The 17,273-nt window shown below is 71.4% G+C and carries 21 protein-coding genes and 1 tRNA gene; 10 read left to right on the top strand and 12 right to left on the bottom strand.

What is annotated here, in order from left to right:
* Positions 1 to 17: 17 nt before the first annotated feature.
* Entirely contained in the window at positions 18 to 263 is a 246-nt protein-coding gene (locus HBB12_RS22990; RefSeq protein WP_236991480.1) for a hypothetical protein, read from the bottom strand.
* 153 nt (positions 264 to 416) lie between these two features.
* Between HBB12_RS22990 and HBB12_RS22985 the strand changes: the two genes are divergently transcribed.
* On the top strand, positions 417 to 728 hold the full coding sequence (locus HBB12_RS22985) for a hypothetical protein (protein WP_236991479.1): 312 nt from the start codon (positions 417 to 419) through the stop codon (positions 726 to 728).
* A 115-nt stretch (positions 729 to 843) separates the two neighbouring features.
* Here HBB12_RS22985 and HBB12_RS22980 read toward each other — a convergent pair whose 3' ends face one another.
* The 7 genes from HBB12_RS22980 to HBB12_RS22950 all read right to left on the bottom strand — a co-directional run bounded on the left by HBB12_RS22980 (position 844) and on the right by HBB12_RS22950 (position 6,208).
* A complete protein-coding gene (locus HBB12_RS22980; protein WP_236991478.1) occupies positions 844 to 1,509 on the bottom strand; it encodes a L,D-transpeptidase in 666 nt (221 codons plus the stop codon).
* Between the two features lie 165 nt (positions 1,510 to 1,674).
* Positions 1,675 to 2,481 (bottom strand): transglutaminase-like domain-containing protein, encoded by an 807-nt coding sequence (locus HBB12_RS22975; protein WP_236991477.1) that lies wholly within the window; start codon positions 2,479 to 2,481, stop codon positions 1,675 to 1,677.
* 254 nt (positions 2,482 to 2,735) lie between these two features.
* On the bottom strand, positions 2,736 to 2,981 hold the full coding sequence (locus HBB12_RS22970; protein WP_236991476.1) for a hypothetical protein: 246 nt from the start codon (positions 2,979 to 2,981) through the stop codon (positions 2,736 to 2,738).
* 229 nt (positions 2,982 to 3,210) lie between these two features.
* Positions 3,211 to 3,843, bottom strand: coding sequence for a response regulator (locus HBB12_RS22965; protein ID WP_236991475.1), 633 nt, complete (start codon positions 3,841 to 3,843; stop codon positions 3,211 to 3,213).
* A 102-nt stretch (positions 3,844 to 3,945) separates the two neighbouring features.
* Positions 3,946 to 5,037 carry a transglycosylase SLT domain-containing protein gene (locus HBB12_RS22960; RefSeq protein ID WP_236991474.1) on the bottom strand — a complete coding sequence of 364 codons (1,092 nt, stop codon included), beginning with the start codon at positions 5,035 to 5,037 and terminating at the stop codon, positions 3,946 to 3,948.
* 262 nt (positions 5,038 to 5,299) lie between these two features.
* Positions 5,300 to 5,527 (bottom strand): hypothetical protein, encoded by a 228-nt coding sequence (locus HBB12_RS22955; RefSeq protein WP_236991473.1) that lies wholly within the window; start codon positions 5,525 to 5,527, stop codon positions 5,300 to 5,302.
* 108 nt (positions 5,528 to 5,635) lie between these two features.
* Entirely contained in the window at positions 5,636 to 6,208 is a 573-nt protein-coding gene (locus HBB12_RS22950) for a hypothetical protein (RefSeq protein WP_236991472.1), read from the bottom strand.
* A 346-nt stretch (positions 6,209 to 6,554) separates the two neighbouring features.
* On the opposite strand from HBB12_RS22950, the gene HBB12_RS22945 reads away from it, so the two are divergent.
* The 3 genes from HBB12_RS22945 (at position 6,555) to HBB12_RS22935 (ending at position 7,949) form a co-directional block, all read left to right on the top strand.
* Positions 6,555 to 6,854 carry a hypothetical protein gene (locus HBB12_RS22945; protein WP_236991471.1) on the top strand — a complete coding sequence of 100 codons (300 nt, stop codon included), beginning with the start codon at positions 6,555 to 6,557 and terminating at the stop codon, positions 6,852 to 6,854.
* A gap of 414 nt (positions 6,855 to 7,268) precedes the next feature.
* Complete coding sequence (locus HBB12_RS22940) at positions 7,269 to 7,565, top strand: hypothetical protein (protein ID WP_236991470.1); 297 nt, start codon at positions 7,269 to 7,271, stop codon at positions 7,563 to 7,565.
* A 195-nt stretch (positions 7,566 to 7,760) separates the two neighbouring features.
* Entirely contained in the window at positions 7,761 to 7,949 is a 189-nt protein-coding gene (locus HBB12_RS22935) for a hypothetical protein (protein WP_236991469.1), read from the top strand.
* Positions 7,950 to 7,983: 34 nt separating this feature from the next.
* Here HBB12_RS22935 and HBB12_RS22930 read toward each other — a convergent pair whose 3' ends face one another.
* Entirely contained in the window at positions 7,984 to 8,190 is a 207-nt protein-coding gene (locus tag HBB12_RS22930) for a hypothetical protein (RefSeq protein WP_236991468.1), read from the bottom strand.
* A 206-nt stretch (positions 8,191 to 8,396) separates the two neighbouring features.
* Here HBB12_RS22930 and HBB12_RS22925 point away from each other — a divergent pair, with 206 nt between their 5' ends.
* Positions 8,397 to 8,765: a VanZ family protein gene (locus tag HBB12_RS22925; RefSeq protein WP_236991467.1), complete on the top strand. Its 369-nt coding sequence runs from the start codon at positions 8,397 to 8,399 to the stop codon at positions 8,763 to 8,765.
* Between the two features lie 31 nt (positions 8,766 to 8,796).
* On the opposite strand, the gene HBB12_RS22920 is transcribed toward HBB12_RS22925, so the two are convergent.
* Together HBB12_RS22920 and HBB12_RS22915 are read right to left on the bottom strand one after the other, a co-directional pair.
* The gene (locus tag HBB12_RS22920) at positions 8,797 to 9,087 is read right to left on the bottom strand and encodes a DUF6894 family protein (RefSeq protein ID WP_236991466.1); all 291 of its coding nucleotides are present in this window, start codon (positions 9,085 to 9,087) and stop codon (positions 8,797 to 8,799) included.
* 136 nt (positions 9,088 to 9,223) lie between these two features.
* Positions 9,224 to 9,300: transfer RNA gene (locus HBB12_RS22915), tRNA-His, on the bottom strand.
* Positions 9,301 to 9,483: 183 nt separating this feature from the next.
* Here HBB12_RS22915 and HBB12_RS22910 point away from each other — a divergent pair.
* The 3 genes from HBB12_RS22910 (at position 9,484) to HBB12_RS22900 (ending at position 13,520) form a co-directional block, all read left to right on the top strand.
* Positions 9,484 to 11,304, top strand: a complete 1,821-nt coding sequence (locus HBB12_RS22910) for a chloride channel protein (protein WP_236991465.1) — start codon at positions 9,484 to 9,486, stop codon at positions 11,302 to 11,304.
* A gap of 145 nt (positions 11,305 to 11,449) precedes the next feature.
* Positions 11,450 to 12,529: a tartrate dehydrogenase gene (locus HBB12_RS22905; protein WP_236991464.1), complete on the top strand. Its 1,080-nt coding sequence runs from the start codon at positions 11,450 to 11,452 to the stop codon at positions 12,527 to 12,529.
* Between the two features lie 130 nt (positions 12,530 to 12,659).
* Complete coding sequence (locus HBB12_RS22900) at positions 12,660 to 13,520, top strand: DUF1236 domain-containing protein (RefSeq protein ID WP_236991463.1); 861 nt, start codon at positions 12,660 to 12,662, stop codon at positions 13,518 to 13,520.
* 17 nt (positions 13,521 to 13,537) lie between these two features.
* Here the strand turns inward: HBB12_RS22900 and HBB12_RS22895 are convergent, their stop codons facing one another.
* Entirely contained in the window at positions 13,538 to 14,683 is a 1,146-nt protein-coding gene (locus HBB12_RS22895; RefSeq protein WP_236991462.1) for a helix-turn-helix transcriptional regulator, read from the bottom strand.
* 257 nt (positions 14,684 to 14,940) lie between these two features.
* On the opposite strand from HBB12_RS22895, the gene HBB12_RS22890 reads away from it, so the two are divergent.
* Both HBB12_RS22890 and HBB12_RS22885 read left to right on the top strand, forming a co-directional pair.
* Positions 14,941 to 16,143, top strand: a complete 1,203-nt coding sequence (locus HBB12_RS22890; protein ID WP_236991461.1) for a pyridoxal phosphate-dependent aminotransferase — start codon at positions 14,941 to 14,943, stop codon at positions 16,141 to 16,143.
* Between the two features lie 519 nt (positions 16,144 to 16,662).
* Positions 16,663 to 16,923, top strand: coding sequence for a hypothetical protein (locus HBB12_RS22885; RefSeq protein WP_236991460.1), 261 nt, complete (start codon positions 16,663 to 16,665; stop codon positions 16,921 to 16,923).
* The last annotated feature ends 350 nt before the right edge of the window (positions 16,924 to 17,273 follow it).

Raw genomic sequence — 17,273 nt, 5'->3', positions numbered from 1 at the left:
TGCCGGACGGGCCGCCGTCACACCGCGTCCGACGCCCTGCGGCGGTTGAGCGGGCCGACGCCGACATCCATCTCGTCGAGGTCGTCCTCGTCGAGGTCGTCGGGACTGCCGGTGCCGGCCCGTCGCGTCGGCGGGTCGACGGCGCGCAGGAGCCGGACGATCTGCATCGCCCGATCGGCGCAGTCGGGCGAGAGGCGGGCGATGTCCTCGGCGAGTTCGAGGACCGCATCGAGGGTGCGCTGCCACTGGGCCGAGGTGGTCACGGCGGATCTCCCTGGCTCGATCCCGGAACTCGATCGCGCGGCGCATCCGCCGCGGATTTGCCGGGCCGGGGCGGTTCGGCTACCGATGCGGCGCCGGGGCGCCCCATGCGCGGCGTCACGTACGGTAACTCCCCGCCAGAGAGGAACGCAATGATGCGAGGGTTCGTTCGCGCCGGCCTGTCGTCGGCCGTCCTGTTGGTCGCGGTCATGACCGGCGCGGCCCAGGCGCAGTACTACCGGGAGGATACGCCCCCCGGCTACGGCTACGACCGGTACGAGCGCCCGCCGCCGCGGCGCGCGGTCGGCTACAATTGCGACGCGGTGCAGCGCGGCTTCACCGGCCCGCAGCCCTATTCCTGCCCGCTGCCCGGCCCGCGGCCGCTCGGCGCCCGCTGCTTCTGCGACGTGCCGCTGGCGAGCTTCAGCGCGCCGCAGCCGCCGGCTCCGGGCCGCGTGTCGCCCTGACAGGGCAAAGGGCGGCTCTCGGAAAGACCCGCCCGACGCGAAAAAGGGCCGCCCTTCGGCGGCCCTTGTCCGGAGAGAAACCGGCGATCCGGGCGGCGTTCCCGCCCGGGCGGCGTCAGTTCAGCACCACCACCTTGGCGCCGACCTTGACCCGCGAATACAGGTCGGTGACGTCGTCGTTGGTCATGCGGATGCAGCCGGAGGACACGGCCTGGCCGATCGTGTCGGGCTCGTTCGAGCCGTGGATGCGGTAGAGCGTGCCGCCGATATACATCGCGCGGGCGCCGAGCGGGTTGTCGATGCCGCCGGCCATGTAGCGCGGCAGGTCGGGGCGGCGGGCCAGCATCTCCTTCGGGGGCGTCCAGGACGGCCATTCGCGCTTGGCGGTGATCGTCTTCGTGCCCGACCAGGTGAAGCCCGGACGGCCGACGCCGACGCCGTAGCGCAGGGCCATGCCGTCGCCGAGGACGAGGTAGAGCCGGCGCTCGGCGGTGGAAACCACGATCGTGCCCGGGGCGTAGGCGCCGTTGAAGGGCACCAGCTCGCGCGGGATCGGGGCGACCTGCGCCTGGTCGGTGCTGCCGGCGGCTTGCCCTTGGCCGTACTGGCCCTGGCTATAATAGCCCTGCGTCCGGGCGCCCGGCGCACCGTAGGGCTGGCTGGCGTAGTAATCCTCGCCGGGATTGGCGTCGAAGGGATCGTAGGGGGCGGCCTTGGCCGGCGCGGAGGCAAGAACGCACACGCTCAGGGCGCCCGCCAGGGCAGTAGCGAAGATCTTCATGGCCGGAGCCTTACCTCAGCAGTTACCTTTGCTGTACAATGCTGTCCCGGCTCAGTGGTTCCCGGTTAAAGCGACGCTTATCGCGAAGGTGGAGTACCGAGTCCGGTGGAGCGGTTCACGAGTGGTTGACCGATCGCGTTGCATCCGACGGACAGGGCCGGGCGCTCACGCGACCTCGTCGGTATGAACCTGGAAGCCGGCGAGCAGCGAGGGGCCGAAATTGGTCGAGATGGCGACGTCGGTGGCATCGCGCCCCCGCGCCATGAGGATGCGGCCGATCCGCGGCTTGTTGTGGCGCGCGTCGAACGTGTACCAGCGCCCACCCAGATAGACCTCGAACCAGGCCGAGAAATCCATCGGGTCGGGCACGGCCGGCACGCCGATATCGCCGAGATAGCCGGTGCAGTAGCGCGCCGGGATGTTCATGCAGCGGCAGAAGGTGACGGCGAGGTGCGCGAAGTCGCGGCACACGCCCTCGCGCTGGTTGAAGCCGTCGAGGGCCGAGCGGGTGGCGTCGGCGCGCTGGTAGTCGAAGCGGATGTGGTTGTGGACGTAAGTCACGATGGCCTGGACCCGGGCCCAGCCCTCCGGCGTATGGCCGAAGAGCTGCCAGGCGGTGTTCGACAGCTTGTCGGTGTCGCAATAGCGGCTGCCGAGCAGGTAGACCATCACCTCGTCGGGCAGGTCCTGCACAGGGTGCTGCACGGCGTCCGGCGCATAATCGTCCGGCCGGCCGCTATCCTGGATCAGGAAATCGGCGGAGACGGTCAGCCGTCCCGGCGGTGCGACGATGCGGGTGCAGGTATTGCCGTAGCGGTCGGCATAGTCGCGCGCCGGGATCGGCGGGTCGAAGCGCATCGTCGGCGGCGTTATGCAGTCGCCGAGCCGCGAGGGATGCACGCTGAGCATCAGCAGCATCGGCGTCGGTGCCGGGGAATCGAAGGCGATCGCGTACCCGGTCCGAATCCTCATGACGCTGCTGGCTCCCTGATGCCGTCGATGGGCCGATGCCCTCGACCACAACACAGGGTAAGGCTCCGCGCCGCCGGCGGTTGCCCAAATAATCGGCAGGCGCTGAGCGAAGTTTTGCCGCGCCGGCCAATCCGCGGCCAAGCCGGGCCCTTGGCTACCCATCCTCGGCCCATTGCATCGACGGCCGAGCATGGGACATCGCGTGCGCGAACGCGGCCGGTCGCAGGAGCGTCGGCGCGGGCTGCGCCCTCGCGTCAGCTGCGGCGGGCGCGGGCCTCGAAGGCGTCCGCCATCGTGTCGTCGTGGCGCCCCAGGGTTTCGAGCCGCTCGGCCCGCCGGCTCTGTTCCAGGCTCTCCTCGCCCGGGCTCAACTCGGCGAAGACCCGCGCCTGCTCGGCCTGTTGGCGGTGGCGCTCGGCCTGCTCGCGGAAGAAGGCCGCCTGCTGGCCCGCCGTCGCGGCGTATTCGGCCCGGTAGCTGTCGCGCTCGTTCGTCTTCATGCCAGATCCCCCGATCCGTTCGACCTCCCGGTGGCCGCGCGGCTCTCGAGCGACGCGACCGACCTGCCTGACACTAAGGCACGATCGCCGTGCCGATCAAATCCGCCGGAAGGGGAAACCTCCCGGCGGAGACCAAGCCGCATGACGGATTTCGTGTCCCTTACGAAACTCCCGGTCGCCGATGCCGACCGCTGCGGCGGCGGTGCAGCGGGAGATTTGTGAGGTGCACTCACGCCACCGGCGGGCGCGGGCTGCGCGCCGCCTGCTCGGCGAGGCCCAGGAGGTCGGGCGCTCGGTCGAGCGGCACCGCCTGCGGCGGCAGCAGCGCGTCCGGCACCCGGGCCCCGGGCGGGGGCGGCTGCGCCACGACGAGGTGGACGGTCGGCCAGAGCGTCGCGACGGCCCGGGCGAGGCCGGCCCCGTCGAGGGCGCCGGCGCGCTCGGTCGGCAGGCCGATCAGCACCAGGGCGACGTCTCCGCCATGGAGGCGCAAGGCCTCAAGGCCCGCATCCGGGTCGATGCAGCGGCGGGTCTCGAGGCCCGCGCGTGCCAGGAGCGACGTCGCATCCCCGGCGGCCGGCACGTCGCCGACCAGCAGGGCGAGGCGCCCGGCGGCGATCCCGGGCGGACTCCCCACGGATGCCCCGGCGCCGTCCGGGCGCCGTGCATCGCCGCCGGCTGCCAGGCCCGTCTCCGCCTCGTTCCACTCGAGCTGGCGCAGGAGTGCGCCCAGCCGCTCGGGCACCGCCTCGGCCATCAGGCCGTCATAGGCCGCGGCGAGGCCCGCCCCGAGGGCGTCGAGGGAGAGGGTGGGTTTGAGTTGCGTGCCGCCCATCCGGCACCCGGCGCCCGCCGCGCCCATCGCCACCTCCTGATCCAGTGAACTCGGTCAGGAGAATAAATCTCGACGCGCGGCGAGGTTTCCCCAGCAGGAGGCGCGACGGCATTGCTTTTTGGTAGGCTCTCAGGGGGTATCGGCGGCGTAGGCCATCACGCCCATCAGGGCGCCGACGTCGCGATAGCGGGCGCCGCGGGTGCTCATCATCGCCTCGAACTTGTCGTGGACCTGCGCCACCGTGAGGCTGCGGGCCTTCCGGCGGCCGACGCGCTCGTAGAAGATCGGCCGGTTGGCCTTGGCGGGCTTCGGCAGCAGGGCGGCGGCCTCGGCCTTCGGCTCCTCGACCACCTTGGCCATGAAGCGCTCGGCGTCGTCCGGCCCGAGGAAGTGGGCGAGGTAGGTCTCGCCGAGGGTGAGGTCGCGGCCGATCCGGGCGGCGATGCGGGCGGAATCGCGCTTCAGCATCTCGCCCGCCATCACGGCGGCCAGCGAGGGATCGCGGCGCAGGTCGAGGATGCGGGCGCGCTCGGCCGGATCGGCGACGCCGTTATCCTCGCCGATCAGCGCCGCCTCGCGGGCATAGCCGTGCTGGGCGCCGAATTCCCGCATCACCTGCAGCCAGGTGCGCTCGATGAACTGGTAGAGGCCGGTGGCCGAGGAGGTCCGGGCCTGGACCTCAGTGAGGAAGCTCGATTCCTTGTCGGCCACCGCCATCAGCAGCACCGGATCGGTCCGTACGGTCGCCGCGGCGCGCACGATGGTCTGGACGAGGTGGCGGCGGATCCGCATCGGCCCGAAGCTCAGCACCTCGTTGGGGTCGCCCCCGGTGCTGGCGGCGAGCAGGTCGTCGTAGGAGACCCGGTCGACGCCGGCCGAGCCCAGCGCGGTGTCGAGGTCGTGGACCGGCTCGCGCAGGGGCGCCATCGAGGAGGCGGTCGCGGCGGTGTCGCGGGCGGCGGCCGGCGGGACCTTGACGGTCTGGATCTTGGGAGTCGGCATCACCAGGAGGTCGGCCATCATGGTGACCGAGGGGCGGGACGTCATCAGGTCGCCGCCGTGCTGGTGCAGCAGGGCGGAGAGACCCGCCGCCAGGCACCCCGCCGCGAGCAGCGTCCGCGCCATGCAGGGCATGCCGCCATGCGCGGCACGGGTGCCGAGCGCCAGGGTGTCCCCCGAGACGGCATGCCCCGAGAGGACATTCCCGTGGGCTCCCGCCATCCGCAAGCCGCTCCGCCGTGCCGCTCCGTCCGCTCGACGCCGCATGTGATGTGTCGCCCCGGTTTCCACGCCTCTGGGGCGCAAGAAGCCGGTGAGATGTGGCGATATGACGGCAGCGCTCGCACAGCTCAGCCGTACCTCACACAAGCTTCGCAGTCAGGGCCTGCGAGCATTCGGGGCCCGTTACGGCCAAGCTCGACCTGCGGGGCCGGATCGGTGACTGCGCAGGTCGATGCTGCGATGCGGCGAAGCGGTGGCGGAGTCAGCGGGCGGGGGCGGGCTGAACGGCGGTGTCGCGGTCGCGTTGGCGCTTGTTGGCCTGATGGCGCCCAAGCGCGCAGCCCGCGGCGGCGCCCGCGAAGGTATGGCCGACGGCGTGGCCGGCGATGCCGCCGACGACCGCTCCCTTGATGCAGCCCTTCGCCTCGGCGGCGCCGGCGAACCCGGCCAGACCCACGGCCAGAACGGCACCGGCGATCATCTTGCGCATGGTCATCTCCCGTACGTCATGTCACGGACGTCACTGAACAGCGCAATGAACAGCGCAAGTCGTCGTCCGGTTCCCAGGCTATGTGACCTATACCGAAGGGCACGGCGCTCAGGCGGCGGTGAGGACGTAGATCTGCAGCGCGACCTCGACGGCGAGCAGGAACGCGATCACCGCGAGGAGCAGCGCCAGCACGGCCTGGCCGCGGGTGTCGAACAGCGCCAGGGCCTGGGCCCCGATGCGCCGCACCGGCCGCGCGACAGCCGGGGGCGACATCGGGACCAGGACGGCGACGGGCCGTGTCGTGTCCTCCGGCGGCGCCTCCTCGCCCGCCTGAGGCACGAAGGTCGGGCGGTAGGCGCCGACGGGCACCAGGATCCGGATCGGCCATTGCCGGCCTTCGTCGGCATAGACCTCGTCGAGGACGCGGCGCAGGCGGCCGGCCTCGACCCGCACGCTCGGATCGTTGCTCGGATCGAAGCTGTCGGCCCGGCCGAGGGCCTGGGTGGCGATGGTGTAGGCCTTGATGCCCTCACCCCGCCCGGCCAGTTCCTCCTCGACGACGTAGCTCAGGAAGGCCGCCAGCTTCTGCGACCGCCGGAATGCGGGCGCACGCAAGCAACCGTCGAGGCTACGGCGCACGGCTTCGGCCGAGACGGCCTCCGCACTGGTCTGCTCACTCATCACGTCTCAGTCCGGTCGACCAATTGCCGGTCCGCGAATCGGCGCGGGATTTCCACTACAATCATTCGCGCGAAAGGTTGCTCCATACGTTATGCGTATGATCCGGCCACGCGCGATCTCGGCGAATTGACCCATGACGTGGTAACGAAGCTCGAACCGCCGGTCTGATCGTTGCGGCCCGGTGCCGCGCCGGCCGGTCCGATCGATGTGACGGGCGCGGTACCACCGCGGAAGCCGGTGCGTTCCTCTCCGACACTGGCCGTGAGCGGTACCGCCGGCGCCTTAACCGTTCGCTAACCATGCGCGTCGGAGGATCGGGCGAACCTGAACCGCACCGAGGTGATCCATGCCGCAAGCTCAGACCCGCCCGCTGCCCACGGCGTTCGCGCGCTACCCGATTCCCCTCGAACTCCTGGCCGTCTTGCACCGGGCCAGCGAGGACGACGTGGATGCGCTGGTCTCGCGCATGCCCGTGACCGGACGGGCGCGGCTGGCGGCCTACTGCACCGACAAGGACCATCTGCACCGGCTCGGCCTGCGCATCGCCGGCACCTGCGACCAGGCCGCCCTGGTGCGGGTCGTCGGGGCCGATGCCGGGGCGAGCCTCTACGCCCAGTCGCGCCCGGGGGAGATGCTGCCGAGCTGACCCCACGGCCCCGCACTGATCCGATCGTTCGTCGAGGGGCTGCGCCGTGCGCGGCCCTTCTTCGCGTTCACCCCATGGGTCGAGGAGATGACTCCGCCCCAAGAAAAAAAGGCCGCTCTTGCGAGCGGCCCGAAGTCTAGGGAGGAAACGCCCAAAGAGGGCTGCACCGCCGCGACGCCATCGCGACCGTGCGATGCACACATTAGCGTGCAGCGCACAAAACGCAAGCGGCATTTTCGGTTTTGCCGGCGATCGAAATCTGTGGCAGCGCTGCTACCGCGATTGGGCTTTCGGAATCCGGTTTCGGATTCGCGCGCTCGCGAAGATCGGCCGGGCTTGCCGCAGCCCAATGGGCGAGGAACCGGATATCCGTGTGGTTGTTGAGCGGAGACAACAACCCTCGGAGGAAATTCGATGACACGCTTTATCGCGCTCGGTGCCGGCCTCTTCCTGCTCGCCGGGACGCTCGGGGCGACCGCCGGCCCCTGCGCGCCCGGGCAGACCGCCGGGAATACGGCGCAGAAGATGGACAAGAGCTCGAACGTCGATCCGTCCTCCACCGCCTCGGTCACGCCCGGCGCGAAGGCCGAATCGCCCGGTACGGTGGGGGCGATGCAGAATCTCGGCTCGCAGACCGCGACCTCGCCGGCCGATGTCAGCCGGCAGTCGAAAGGCGAGAAGACCGCCGCGCAGCAGGCCAACGACTGCTGACGCAGGATCCCGCCGATCGATCGTCCCGACGGTCGATCGGTTGGCGACGGAGCATGATCTCAACGCAGGTTCCTCGCGCGAGGGACCTGCTTTTCGCGTCGCGCGTCCGAATCGTCGCATCCACCGCATCCGGACCGCACCCGGCGCGTTGGCTCGATGGTCTCTTCGCATCACCGGTATCGGAGGAGGACAGACATGGCCGACAGGACACCCGAGATGGCCAGGGCCCAGATCGCCTTCGCGCTCCAGGCCAAGCGCGAATCGCTCGCGGCGGCGTCCGACGCCCTGCGGGCCGCGCCCGGGGACGGCGAGGCGCGGCGCATCGTCGAGCGGCTGACGGAGGATGTCGGCCGCCTGGAGATCCAGCTGCGCGGCGCGGCCTGACGACCGCGGAGGGCCTAAGGCCAGGGCGCGCCCTTCAGGTAACCCTTGGCAGGTAACCCTTGGCCCGCAGGTAATCCCGCAGGATGAGGCAGATCGCTTCCCCGCGGGAGACCTGCTCCACGGCCGCGAACTCGGTCAGCGCCAGCGCGAGCTCGTCCGGGATGTGGAACGCCTCCTCGTCGCGCTCGGCCTCGGACGGGGCGGCGCCGGGGGGAAGGGACGTCTCGGCGGTATCGGTCATCGGGCGCCTCCGGCTCTCTGTCCGGCTATCGCACCGCTTGGCCGATCGTTCCATCTACCGCCATCGGCGTAACCCCGATCGCGAGGGTCGAGGACCGGTGCCGCACCCGATGGCGCGCTTGTGCGGCCGGGTCCGTCCGGTCGACCATCCGGGCGAGACGCCGGGTGGGCCGGGGCGGCAGGTGACCGGGACGAAAGGGGCGGGGCATGGGGTCGATCGCGCGGCCGGATCTGCGGCGCATCGCCGGGATGGCGGGCCTCGCCTGCCTGCCGGTTCTGGTCTGGCTGTCCTGGATCCCCAAGGACTGGGAGCTGCGCACCGGCGCAGCCGGCCAGGTCGAGCACCTCCTCGCCTATGCGGGCACGGCGGGGCTTCTCGGCTTGGGCTTTCCCCGCCTGCCGGCCTGGCGTCTCGGCCTCAGCCTCGCGCTCCTCGCCGGCATCCTGGAGATCGGACAGTTCTGGGTCCCGGGCCGCACCGCGCAGGCCGTCGACTTCGCGGCGAGCGCGGGCGGCGCCCTGATCGGGCTCGCCGCCGCGCGCGGCCTTGCCGGCCGCCGGATCGCAACCGGGTAGGGCGGGCGGTACCGACCGCCCGCTGCCGCCGTCAGGCAGCCCGCACCATCCGGGGCCGGGCAGCGCGCGACGCCAGCCGCAACGGCTCCTCCGGCCCGCGCACGGTGAGGGCGAGGCTCACGGTCATGACGGGCTCGCCGGTCCGGTCGCGGACCCGAACCCTCAGGTCGGAGAGATCGGCACCGGCCAGGCCCGCCCCGGCGAACTCGATCGCCGTCCGGGTCGCCTCGCCGCGGATCTCGTCCTGGCTGCACAGAATGAGCCCGATATCGTCCCGGCACTGCCACGCACCGGCGCTCAGATCGAAGAAGTAGCGCTGCACACCGTCCTCCCCTCGTTCCGGGGACAGATGTGCACAGACCACTTGTCCGATGCCTTAACAAATTTGAAAGGATTGGTGCGGATCGTTCGGCGCATCCGCGGCGCCCGGCGCCGGTGCTTCGATCCGCGAGTGTCCGTGGTACCGCCACCCCGGCTCGAACGGGGGACCTCTAGATCCACAATCTAGCGCTCTAACCAACTGAGCTATGGCGGCTCGCGACGGGGGGCTGTGTAGTCCGGCCCGAGCGTCGTGGCAAGCGCCGATCCGCGGCTTTCGCACCGAAAGGGCGGGAATCTGCGCCGGCTCCATTCCGAATGGTCATCGACCGGTCGGCCTCCACGCCGTAAACCGCGGCCGGCGCCCGCCGATTCCCGACAAGCCCGATCCTCCGGTCCGATGACGCCGAAATCCGAGACGGTCCGCCGCTCCCTGACGGAGAGCGCTCTCGTGCAGGCGCCGGGGGCCTTGCGCGCCTGGGTGCGCGGCGGCGAGATCGGCCTGATCCTGCTCGCGGCCCTCGTCGGCTGCGTGTCGGGGGCGCTGGTCAGCTTCATGGGCTGGGCGGCGCAAGGGGCGCATGAATGGCTGTTCGGCCTCGACCTCGACGAGCGCCTGAGCGCGACGGCCCACGTGCCGCCGCTGGTGGCGCTCGGCGTACCGGCTCTGGGCGGCGTCGCTCTCGGGTTGGCGCTCTGGCTCGGGAGCCGGGTGCGGCGGGTCCCGGGCAGCCCGGTGATCGACCCGATCGAGGCCAACGCGCTGCATGGCGGCCGGCTCTCGCTGCGCGACTCCGTGCTGGTCGCGGTCCAGAACCTGATCTCGAACGGCTGCGGCGCCTCCGTCGGGCTCGAGGCCGGCTATACCCAGATCTCGGCCGGATTCGCCTCGCGCCTGGGCCTCAGCTTCGAGTTGCGCCGCAACGACATGCGGATCCTTGTGGGCTGCGCGGCGGCGGCCGCCATCGCGGCGGCGTTCGGGGCGCCGCTGACCGGGGCGTTCTACGCCTTCGAGCTGATCATCGGCACCTACGCCATCGCCTCGCTCACGCCGGTGGTCACCGCGGCCTTGGCCGGCGCCTTCGTGTCCCGGGCGATCCTCGGGCACCAGACGGTCATCACCATCGGGCCGACCCCGCCGGTCGGCCCGGCCGATTACCTGCCGACGCTGGGCCTCGGGCTGATCTGCGCCGGTCTCGGCATCCTGATCATGCAGGGCGTCACGCTGGTGGAGGAGGGGGTGCGCCGCACCAAGGTGCCGCCGCTCGCCCGGCCGGTCCTCGGCGGCGTCGCGGTCGGGGTGCTGGCTTTGGTGGCGACGCCGCAGGTGCTCTCGGCCGGGCACGGGGCGCTCCACCTCAACCTGACCGAGGACGGTGCGGCGACCGGCGCGGCCGGGCTGATCCTCCTTTTCCTCGCCAAGGCGCTCGCCTCGGCGGTCTCGATCGGCTCGGGCTTTCGCGGCGGGCTGTTCTTCGCCTCGCTGTTCCTCGGGGCGCTCGCCGGCAAGATCTTCGTGATGCTGGCCCCGCCGCTGGTCGCCATGGTGCTGCCGCCGGTGACCTACGCGGTGGTGGGGATGAGCGCGCTCGCCGTCGCGGTGATCGGCGGGCCGATGACGATGACCTTCCTGGCGCTGGAGGTGACCGGCGACTTCCCCATCGCCGGCCTGGTGCTGGTGGCGGTGATCGCCTCCTCGCTCACCGTCCGCAAGACCTTCGGCTATTCCTTCGCGACCTGGCGCTTCCATCTGCGCGGCGAGTCGATCCGCAGCGCCCACGATGTCGGCTGGATCCGCACCCTCACGGTCGGCCAGCTGATGCGCCGGGAGGTCCGCACCGTGCGCAGCGACACCACGCTGGCGGCGTTCCGGCGCGCCTTCCCGCTCGGTTCAGGGACCCAGGTCGTCGCCGTCGACGAGGCCGGGCTCTATGCCGGCATCGTGCTGGTGGCCGAGGCCCATGCCGCGCCGATCGACGACAAGGCGGCCGAGACCCGGGTCGCCGATCTCTTGCGCTACCGCGATCAGGTGCTCGTGCCGCAGATGAACGCCAAGGAGGCGGTCGCCCTGTTCGACAAGGCCGAGAGCGAGGCGCTCGCGGTGGTCGAGAGCCGCGAGGCCGCCCGGGTGATCGGCATCCTCACCGAGAAGCACACCCTCAAGCGCTACAGCGACGAGCTCGACCGCCAGCGCAGGGCGAGCGTCGGAGAGGTGGCGTGAGTGCACCTCACAAAACTCCCGTTGCACCGATGCTGCCACAGCGAGCGACGACGGTGATCGGGAGTTTTGTGAGAGACACCGAACGGCGATTGACCGGGGCGGCCGGATGCGCGACGGCGGGGGCGAAAAAACAGGAGGGAATCCCATGCCGTCAGCCAAGCGCCATTACCGCATCGCCGTGATCCCCGGGGACGGCATCGGCAAGGAGACGGTGCCGGAGGGCGTGCGCGTGCTGGAGCAGGCGGCCAAGCGCCACGGCTTCACGCTGCAGCAGGACTGGTTCGACTTCTCGTCCTACGATTACTACGCCAAGCACGGCCGGATGATGCCGGAGGACTGGAAGGCGCAGATCGGCGGGCACGACGCGATCTTCTTCGGTGCCGTCGGCTGGCCGGAGAAGATCCCGGACCACGTCTCCTTGTGGAACTCGCTGATCCTGTTCCGGCGCGAGTTCGACCAGTACATCAACCTGCGCCCGGTCCGGTTGATGCCCGGCGTGCCGAGCCCGCTCGCCGGCCGCAAGCCCGGCGACATCGACTTCTGGGTCGTGCGCGAGAACACCGAGGGCGAGTATTCCTCGGTCGGCGGCCGGATGTTCCAGGGCACCGATCGCGAATTCGCCGTGCAGGAATCGGTCTTCACCCGCCGCGGCACCGACCGGGTTCTGAAATTCGCCTTCGAGCTGGCGAGCAGCCGGCCGAAGAAGCACCTGACCTCGGCCACCAAGTCGAACGGCATCTCGATCACCATGCCGTACTGGGACGAGCGGGTGCAGGAGATGGCGCGCCACTATCCCGACGTCGCCTGGGACAAGTACCACATCGACATCCTGACGGCGCATTTCGTGCTGCATCCGGACTGGTTCGACGTGGTGGTGGCCTCCAACCTCTTCGGCGATATCCTGTCGGATCTCGGCCCCGCCTGCACCGGCACGATCGGCATCGCGCCGTCCGGCAACATCAACCCGGACCGGGATTTTCCGTCGCTGTTCGAGCCGGTCCACGGCTCGGCCCCGGACATCGCCGGCCAGGGCATCGCCAACCCGATCGGCCAGATCTGGTCCGGCGCGATGATGCTGGAGCATCTGGGCGAGAAGGACGCCGCGGCCGAGATCGTCGCCGGCATCGAGCGGGTGCTGGCCGAGCGGACTTTGCGCACCCGCGACCTCGGCGGCAACGCCGACACGGCGGCCTGCGGGCTCGCGGTGGCGGAGGCGATCGGCTGAGGCCCGCCCGCCCGGTCCTCCGGGACCGGGCGGGTGTGCGGAACCATTTCCCACACCTCTCCGTTGCGGCCCGGCACTGCAGCAACCCGCGCCATCGGCCGCGCGGGTGCGGTGCCGGGAGAGGGGTCACATGAGCAAGCTCATTCGCGGCAAGGCGCTTCGGGGAACGATGACGGCCGCCGTGCTGGTGCTCGGCGCGGCCACGGCCTTCGCACAGGGTGGCGCAGGTGGTGCCGGCGGCGGAGCAGGGGGCGGCGGTGCGGGTGCGGCCGGCGGGGCCGCGGGTGGTGCCGGCGGAGGAGCGGGCGTCGGTGGTGCCGGCGGTGGCGCGGGCGTGGGGGCCGGTGGCGGCGCGGGTGGTGCGGCCGGTCCTCGCGGTGGCGCCGGTGCGGCCCAGCCGGGCGGCGGGGCCGGGCCGGCGGGCGGCGCGGGCCAGCAGCCGGGGGCCCCTGGCGGCCGGGCCGGTGGCGAGGGCGCCCAGCCGGGTGCCGGCGCGCGCGGGGCCGAGCAGGGCGAGCGGGGCGGACGCGGGACCGAGCCGGGCGGCGAGCGTGGCGCGGAGCGCGGCGAGCGCGGTGAGCGTGGCGCGGAGCGCGGCGAGCGGGGAGACCGCGGCGAGCGCGGCGCGGAGCGTGGCGAGCGCGGAGCCGAGCGGGGAGATCGCGGCGAGCGTGGAGCCGAGCGGGGTGAACGCGGCGAGCGCGGCGGCGGCCGGTCCGAGGCGAGGGGCGCCGTCTCGCGGCTCGACACCACGAAGCGCACCGAGTTCCGCCAGACCATCGTGCGCTCCGGCGTGCGGCCGCTGACGGGCGTCAACTTCGCCCTGCGCGCCGGCGTCGCGGTGCCGCGCTCGGTGACGCTGCACGCCCTGCCGCCGGCGATCCTCACCCTGGTCCCGGCCTATCGCGGCTTCCAGTACGTGCTGGTCGGCGACGACATCGTCATCATCGATCCGGATACCTACGAGATCGTGGACGTGATTCCGGGCTGACCTTGCCGCTCTCCGGCTCAGGCGCCCTGCCTGAGCCGGAGGATGAACACCGCGAGCTCGGATTGCCGCGACACTCCGAGCTTGGCGAAGACCTGGCGCAGCTGCGAGCGGGCGGTCTCGTGACGGATGCCGAGGCTCGCGGCGGCCTCGACCAGGGAGCGCGACCCGTCCATCAGCAGGGCGAGCCGCGCCTCCGCCGGGGAAAGCCCGAACCCGGCCAAGCGCTCCGGTCCGCCGCCGCCCGAGGCCGCCACCCGGCGCAGGACGATGAGGGCGAGCTGGTCCGGCACCAGCAGCCGCGCCATCCCGAGCACGCCGCGCAGGTCCTGGCGCAGGCCGATCGCCGTGACCTGCCAGGTCTCCCCGCCGATCCGCATCGGGCCCGGTGGGCTCCCGGGGGAGGGGGCGTCGCCGCAGGCGAGCGCCGCCTCGCGGGCCATCGCCGCGGCAAGGTCCGGGTTCCTCACCTGGATCCGGTCGAGGGCGCCGACCCGCAGCACCTCGCCCTCGGCGATCAGGGCCCGGCCGGCGCGGCTCGCCTCGACGAGGCGCAGGTCCCGCGTCACCAAGTCCCGCGTCACCACGAAGGCGGGATCCGCCACCCGCTCCAGCAGCGTCTCCCCGGGCGCAAGCGCGGCGCTCACCGGGAAGCAGGCCCGGTTGGTCTCGATCGCCCGGCGCATCCGCGGGCCGATCCGCCCCATCACGGCAGCGAGCCGGCCGTGGTCGCGGGACGCCCGGGCGAGGTCGTGCTGGAGGTTCAGCACCGCCAGGCGGCCGTCGGCATCGATCAGCTTGATCCCGCTCGAGGCCGTCATGCCGCCGAGCCGCGACAGCCAGTCCGCGTAAAATTCGGTGCGGCGCAGGGACGAGACCGGCATCCGCTCCTCGGAATGCATCGCCACCATCGTGGGCGTCGTCAGGATCACGGAGATCCACGGGTTCACCGCGCCGTAATGCGCCTCGTAGGCCCGGATATGGGCGGGGTCCCAGCCCCACTGGACGAGCGGCAGGCCGGTCCCGGCGGCGGCATCGACCATCTGGAGCACCGGCCAGACCCCGGGCAGGAGGCGGCCGATCTCCGCCATCACGGCGTCCCAGGCGGCGGGGTCGCAGGCGGCATGGTCGACCGCGAGGCCGATTTCCTCGGATACCCGCCGCACACGCTCCGCCTCGCCCATCGCCGATCGGTCCCGCCACCGCCCGGGCTCCCGGGCCCGGCCCGGTACGGTGTCATGGGGTGCGCGGAAAAGTCCAGAACCGGCGATTTCGCGAGGCGGGACAGCCTCTTCTTCGGGCACCGCGCCGCTTGCCCGCACCGACGCGCGGGACTAGGGTCCCGCCCGCTCGAAGACCCGGGCGGCCCAAGCGCGGCCAGACCGGGCCGTGTCCCAAAGCTTCTTGTCCGGAGTCGATCATCATGGGCTTTCTGGCCGACGCCCTCTCGCGCGTGAAACCCTCCGCCACCATCGTGATGACCCAGAAGGCGCGGGACCTGAAAGCCCAGGGGCGCGACGTCATCAGCCTGTCGGTCGGCGAGCCGGATTTCGACACGCCCCAGCACATCAAGCAGGCCGCCGTCGAGGCCATCGCCCGCGGCGAGACCAAGTATCCGCCGGTCTCCGGCATCGTGCCCCTGCGCGAGGCGATCGCCCGCAAGTTCAAGCGCGAGAACGACCTCGACTACAAGCCGAGCCAGACCATCGTCGGCACCGGCGGCAAGCAGGTGATCTACAACGCGCTGCTCGCCACCCTGAACCCGGGTGACGAGGTGGTGATCCCGCGGCCCTACTGGGTGTCGTACCCGGAGATGGTCGGCCTGTGCGGCGGCACCCCGGTCTTCTGCGAGACCACGATGGCGACGAACTTCAAGCTCCAGCCGGAGGAGCTGGAGCGCGCCATCACGCCGAAGACCAAGTGGGTGATCCTCAACTCCCCCTCGAACCCGTCGGGCGCCGCCTACAGCCATGCCGAGATGAAGGCGCTCACCGACGTGCTGGTGCGCCATCCCCATGTCTGGGTGCTCACCGACGACATGTACGAGCACCTGGTCTACGGCGACTTCACCTTCGTGACCCCGGCCCAGGTCGAGCCGGCGCTCTACGACCGGACGCTGACGATGAACGGCGTCTCGAAGTCCTACGCGATGACCGGCTGGCGCATCGGCTACGCCGCCGGACCCGAGCAGCTGATCAAGGCGATGGACTTCGTCCAGGGCCAGCAGACCTCGGGTGCGGCCACGATCTCGCAATGGGCGGCGGTCGCCGCCCTCGACGGGCCGCAGGACCACCTGGCCGAGTTCCGGGCCGCCTTCCAGACCCGGCGCGACCTCGTCGTGTCGATGCTGAACCAGACCAACGGCCTGCGCTGCCCGACGCCGGAAGGCGCGTTCTACGTCTATCCGTCCTGCGCCGAGCTGATCGGCAAGCGCACCGAGTCCGGCAAGGTGATCGAGACCGACGAGGATTTCGTCACCGAGCTGCTGATGGCCGAGGGCGTCGCCTCGGTGCACGGCTCGGCCTTCGGCTTGGGCCCCAACCTGCGCATCTCCTACGCGACCTCGAACCAGCTCCTGGAAGAGGCCTGCCACCGCATCCAGCGCTTCTGCGGCTCGCTGCGCTGAATGCGCCATAGGCCGATCACCTGATTCGACCCGGCAGGCCCGCGCCCGCCGGGTTTTTTCTCGGATCCGGTCAAGCTTTTCCGGCCGATGCGTTTAGACGCAAGGGCGGGGCCCGCATTCCGGTTGCTCCCCCGGCCCGGTCTGGCTTACACGGGCCGTCCTCGATGCCGGCGCGCCCGGAGGCTTCCGGAACCCATCCGGGCTGTGCGGCAAAGAGGTCGGCGATGACGGGGTGGGGCGGACCAGTTCTCTGCAACCTATTCCTGTGAGGCTCAGTGGGCCGAGCAGTCGCAGGAGCGTCACGGGTTCGGGGAACAGGAACCGCGACCCTGGCGCATGGCCCACCAGACTTGCGCTCGACGTGGCAAGACCCCGCCCGGCCGACGCGCCGACTTGCCGGCTCCCGATGTGGGACGGTCCTATCCGCGCCGCGAGGGGCCGCGCGTTAAGCATTGTGGCCCAAGACTGTTCGGACGGGCCGGATCGCCGGCCCGACGAGATCGTGGGTCCCGACCAGCCATGTGGCGCCTCCTCACCGGCGGAATCAAAGTCATCATCGCGATCGCCGCGCTGACCACGGCGGCGAACTGGATCGCGCTACGCGAGAAGGACCGGGCGCCGAGCCCGGCGCTCGCTGCCATTCCCGACCCGGCCACCACCGGCACCATCGCGCCCGGCAGGGTCGGGGCGAAATCGGCCGAGGTGAAGCCCGCTCGCCTCGACCAGCGCGGCCTCGGCCGGCTGGTGTCGGAGGCTTCGGGGGACGCAAGGCGGCGCTGAAGGCGGCGCGGCTCCTCTCCCACGAGGCCCCGCCCTGGGGCCGAAACCCCATCGACAGGCCGGCTTCGCAGGGGGCCGGCTTTTTTCATTCAACGAGCCAACGGCCGCCGCGCAACGACCGCTCCCCTCTGCGGGGGAGGGCCGCCCCTGCGTCAGCAGGGGCCGGAGAGGGGCAGCGCGACGCTGATCCAGATGGCGCCCGTCACCACGGTCGCGACTTCTCCGGAAGCGGGTTCCCCTCTCCCGCCCCACTCCGTGGGGCACCCTCCCCCGCAGAGGGAGGGAGGGTTCACGCGCACGACCGTCGAGCTTGTCGCTGCGCAGGTCGCATCGTGACGAACTGAGATCCA

The organism is Methylobacterium sp. SyP6R (assembly GCF_019216885.1).
Lineage (GTDB): Bacteria > Pseudomonadota > Alphaproteobacteria > Rhizobiales > Beijerinckiaceae > Methylobacterium.
Note: the sequence above shows the minus strand (reverse complement) of the source record. Positions and strands in the feature narration are given on the sequence as shown.

What these genes read in the sequence shown, in the direction of transcription:
- HBB12_RS22930 (WP_236991468.1), bottom strand. Translation starts at nt 8,190, where the DNA reads ATGACCGATACCGCCGAGACGTCCCTTCCCCCCGGCGCCGCCCCGTCC.
- HBB12_RS22980 (WP_236991478.1), bottom strand. Translation starts at nt 1,509, where the DNA reads ATGAAGATCTTCGCTACTGCCCTGGCGGGCGCCCTGAGCGTGTGCGTT.
- HBB12_RS22985 (WP_236991479.1), top strand. Translation starts at nt 417, where the DNA reads ATGCGAGGGTTCGTTCGCGCCGGCCTGTCGTCGGCCGTCCTGTTGGTC.
- HBB12_RS22925 (WP_236991467.1), top strand. Translation starts at nt 8,397, where the DNA reads ATGGGGTCGATCGCGCGGCCGGATCTGCGGCGCATCGCCGGGATGGCG.
- HBB12_RS22965 (WP_236991475.1), bottom strand. Translation starts at nt 3,843, where the DNA reads ATGGGCGCGGCGGGCGCCGGGTGCCGGATGGGCGGCACGCAACTCAAA.
- HBB12_RS22955 (WP_236991473.1), bottom strand. Translation starts at nt 5,527, where the DNA reads ATGCGCAAGATGATCGCCGGTGCCGTTCTGGCCGTGGGTCTGGCCGGG.
- HBB12_RS22945 (WP_236991471.1), top strand. Translation starts at nt 6,555, where the DNA reads ATGCCGCAAGCTCAGACCCGCCCGCTGCCCACGGCGTTCGCGCGCTAC.
- HBB12_RS22950 (WP_236991472.1), bottom strand. Translation starts at nt 6,208, where the DNA reads ATGAGTGAGCAGACCAGTGCGGAGGCCGTCTCGGCCGAAGCCGTGCGC.
- HBB12_RS22900 (WP_236991463.1), top strand. Translation starts at nt 12,660, where the DNA reads ATGAGCAAGCTCATTCGCGGCAAGGCGCTTCGGGGAACGATGACGGCC.
- HBB12_RS22885 (WP_236991460.1), top strand. Translation starts at nt 16,663, where the DNA reads ATGTGGCGCCTCCTCACCGGCGGAATCAAAGTCATCATCGCGATCGCC.
- HBB12_RS22890 (WP_236991461.1), top strand. Translation starts at nt 14,941, where the DNA reads ATGGGCTTTCTGGCCGACGCCCTCTCGCGCGTGAAACCCTCCGCCACC.
- HBB12_RS22935 (WP_236991469.1), top strand. Translation starts at nt 7,761, where the DNA reads ATGGCCGACAGGACACCCGAGATGGCCAGGGCCCAGATCGCCTTCGCG.
- HBB12_RS22960 (WP_236991474.1), bottom strand. Translation starts at nt 5,037, where the DNA reads ATGGCGGGAGCCCACGGGAATGTCCTCTCGGGGCATGCCGTCTCGGGG.
- HBB12_RS22940 (WP_236991470.1), top strand. Translation starts at nt 7,269, where the DNA reads ATGACACGCTTTATCGCGCTCGGTGCCGGCCTCTTCCTGCTCGCCGGG.
- HBB12_RS22970 (WP_236991476.1), bottom strand. Translation starts at nt 2,981, where the DNA reads ATGAAGACGAACGAGCGCGACAGCTACCGGGCCGAATACGCCGCGACG.
- HBB12_RS22975 (WP_236991477.1), bottom strand. Translation starts at nt 2,481, where the DNA reads ATGAGGATTCGGACCGGGTACGCGATCGCCTTCGATTCCCCGGCACCG.
- HBB12_RS22905 (WP_236991464.1), top strand. Translation starts at nt 11,450, where the DNA reads ATGCCGTCAGCCAAGCGCCATTACCGCATCGCCGTGATCCCCGGGGAC.
- HBB12_RS22910 (WP_236991465.1), top strand. Translation starts at nt 9,484, where the DNA reads ATGACGCCGAAATCCGAGACGGTCCGCCGCTCCCTGACGGAGAGCGCT.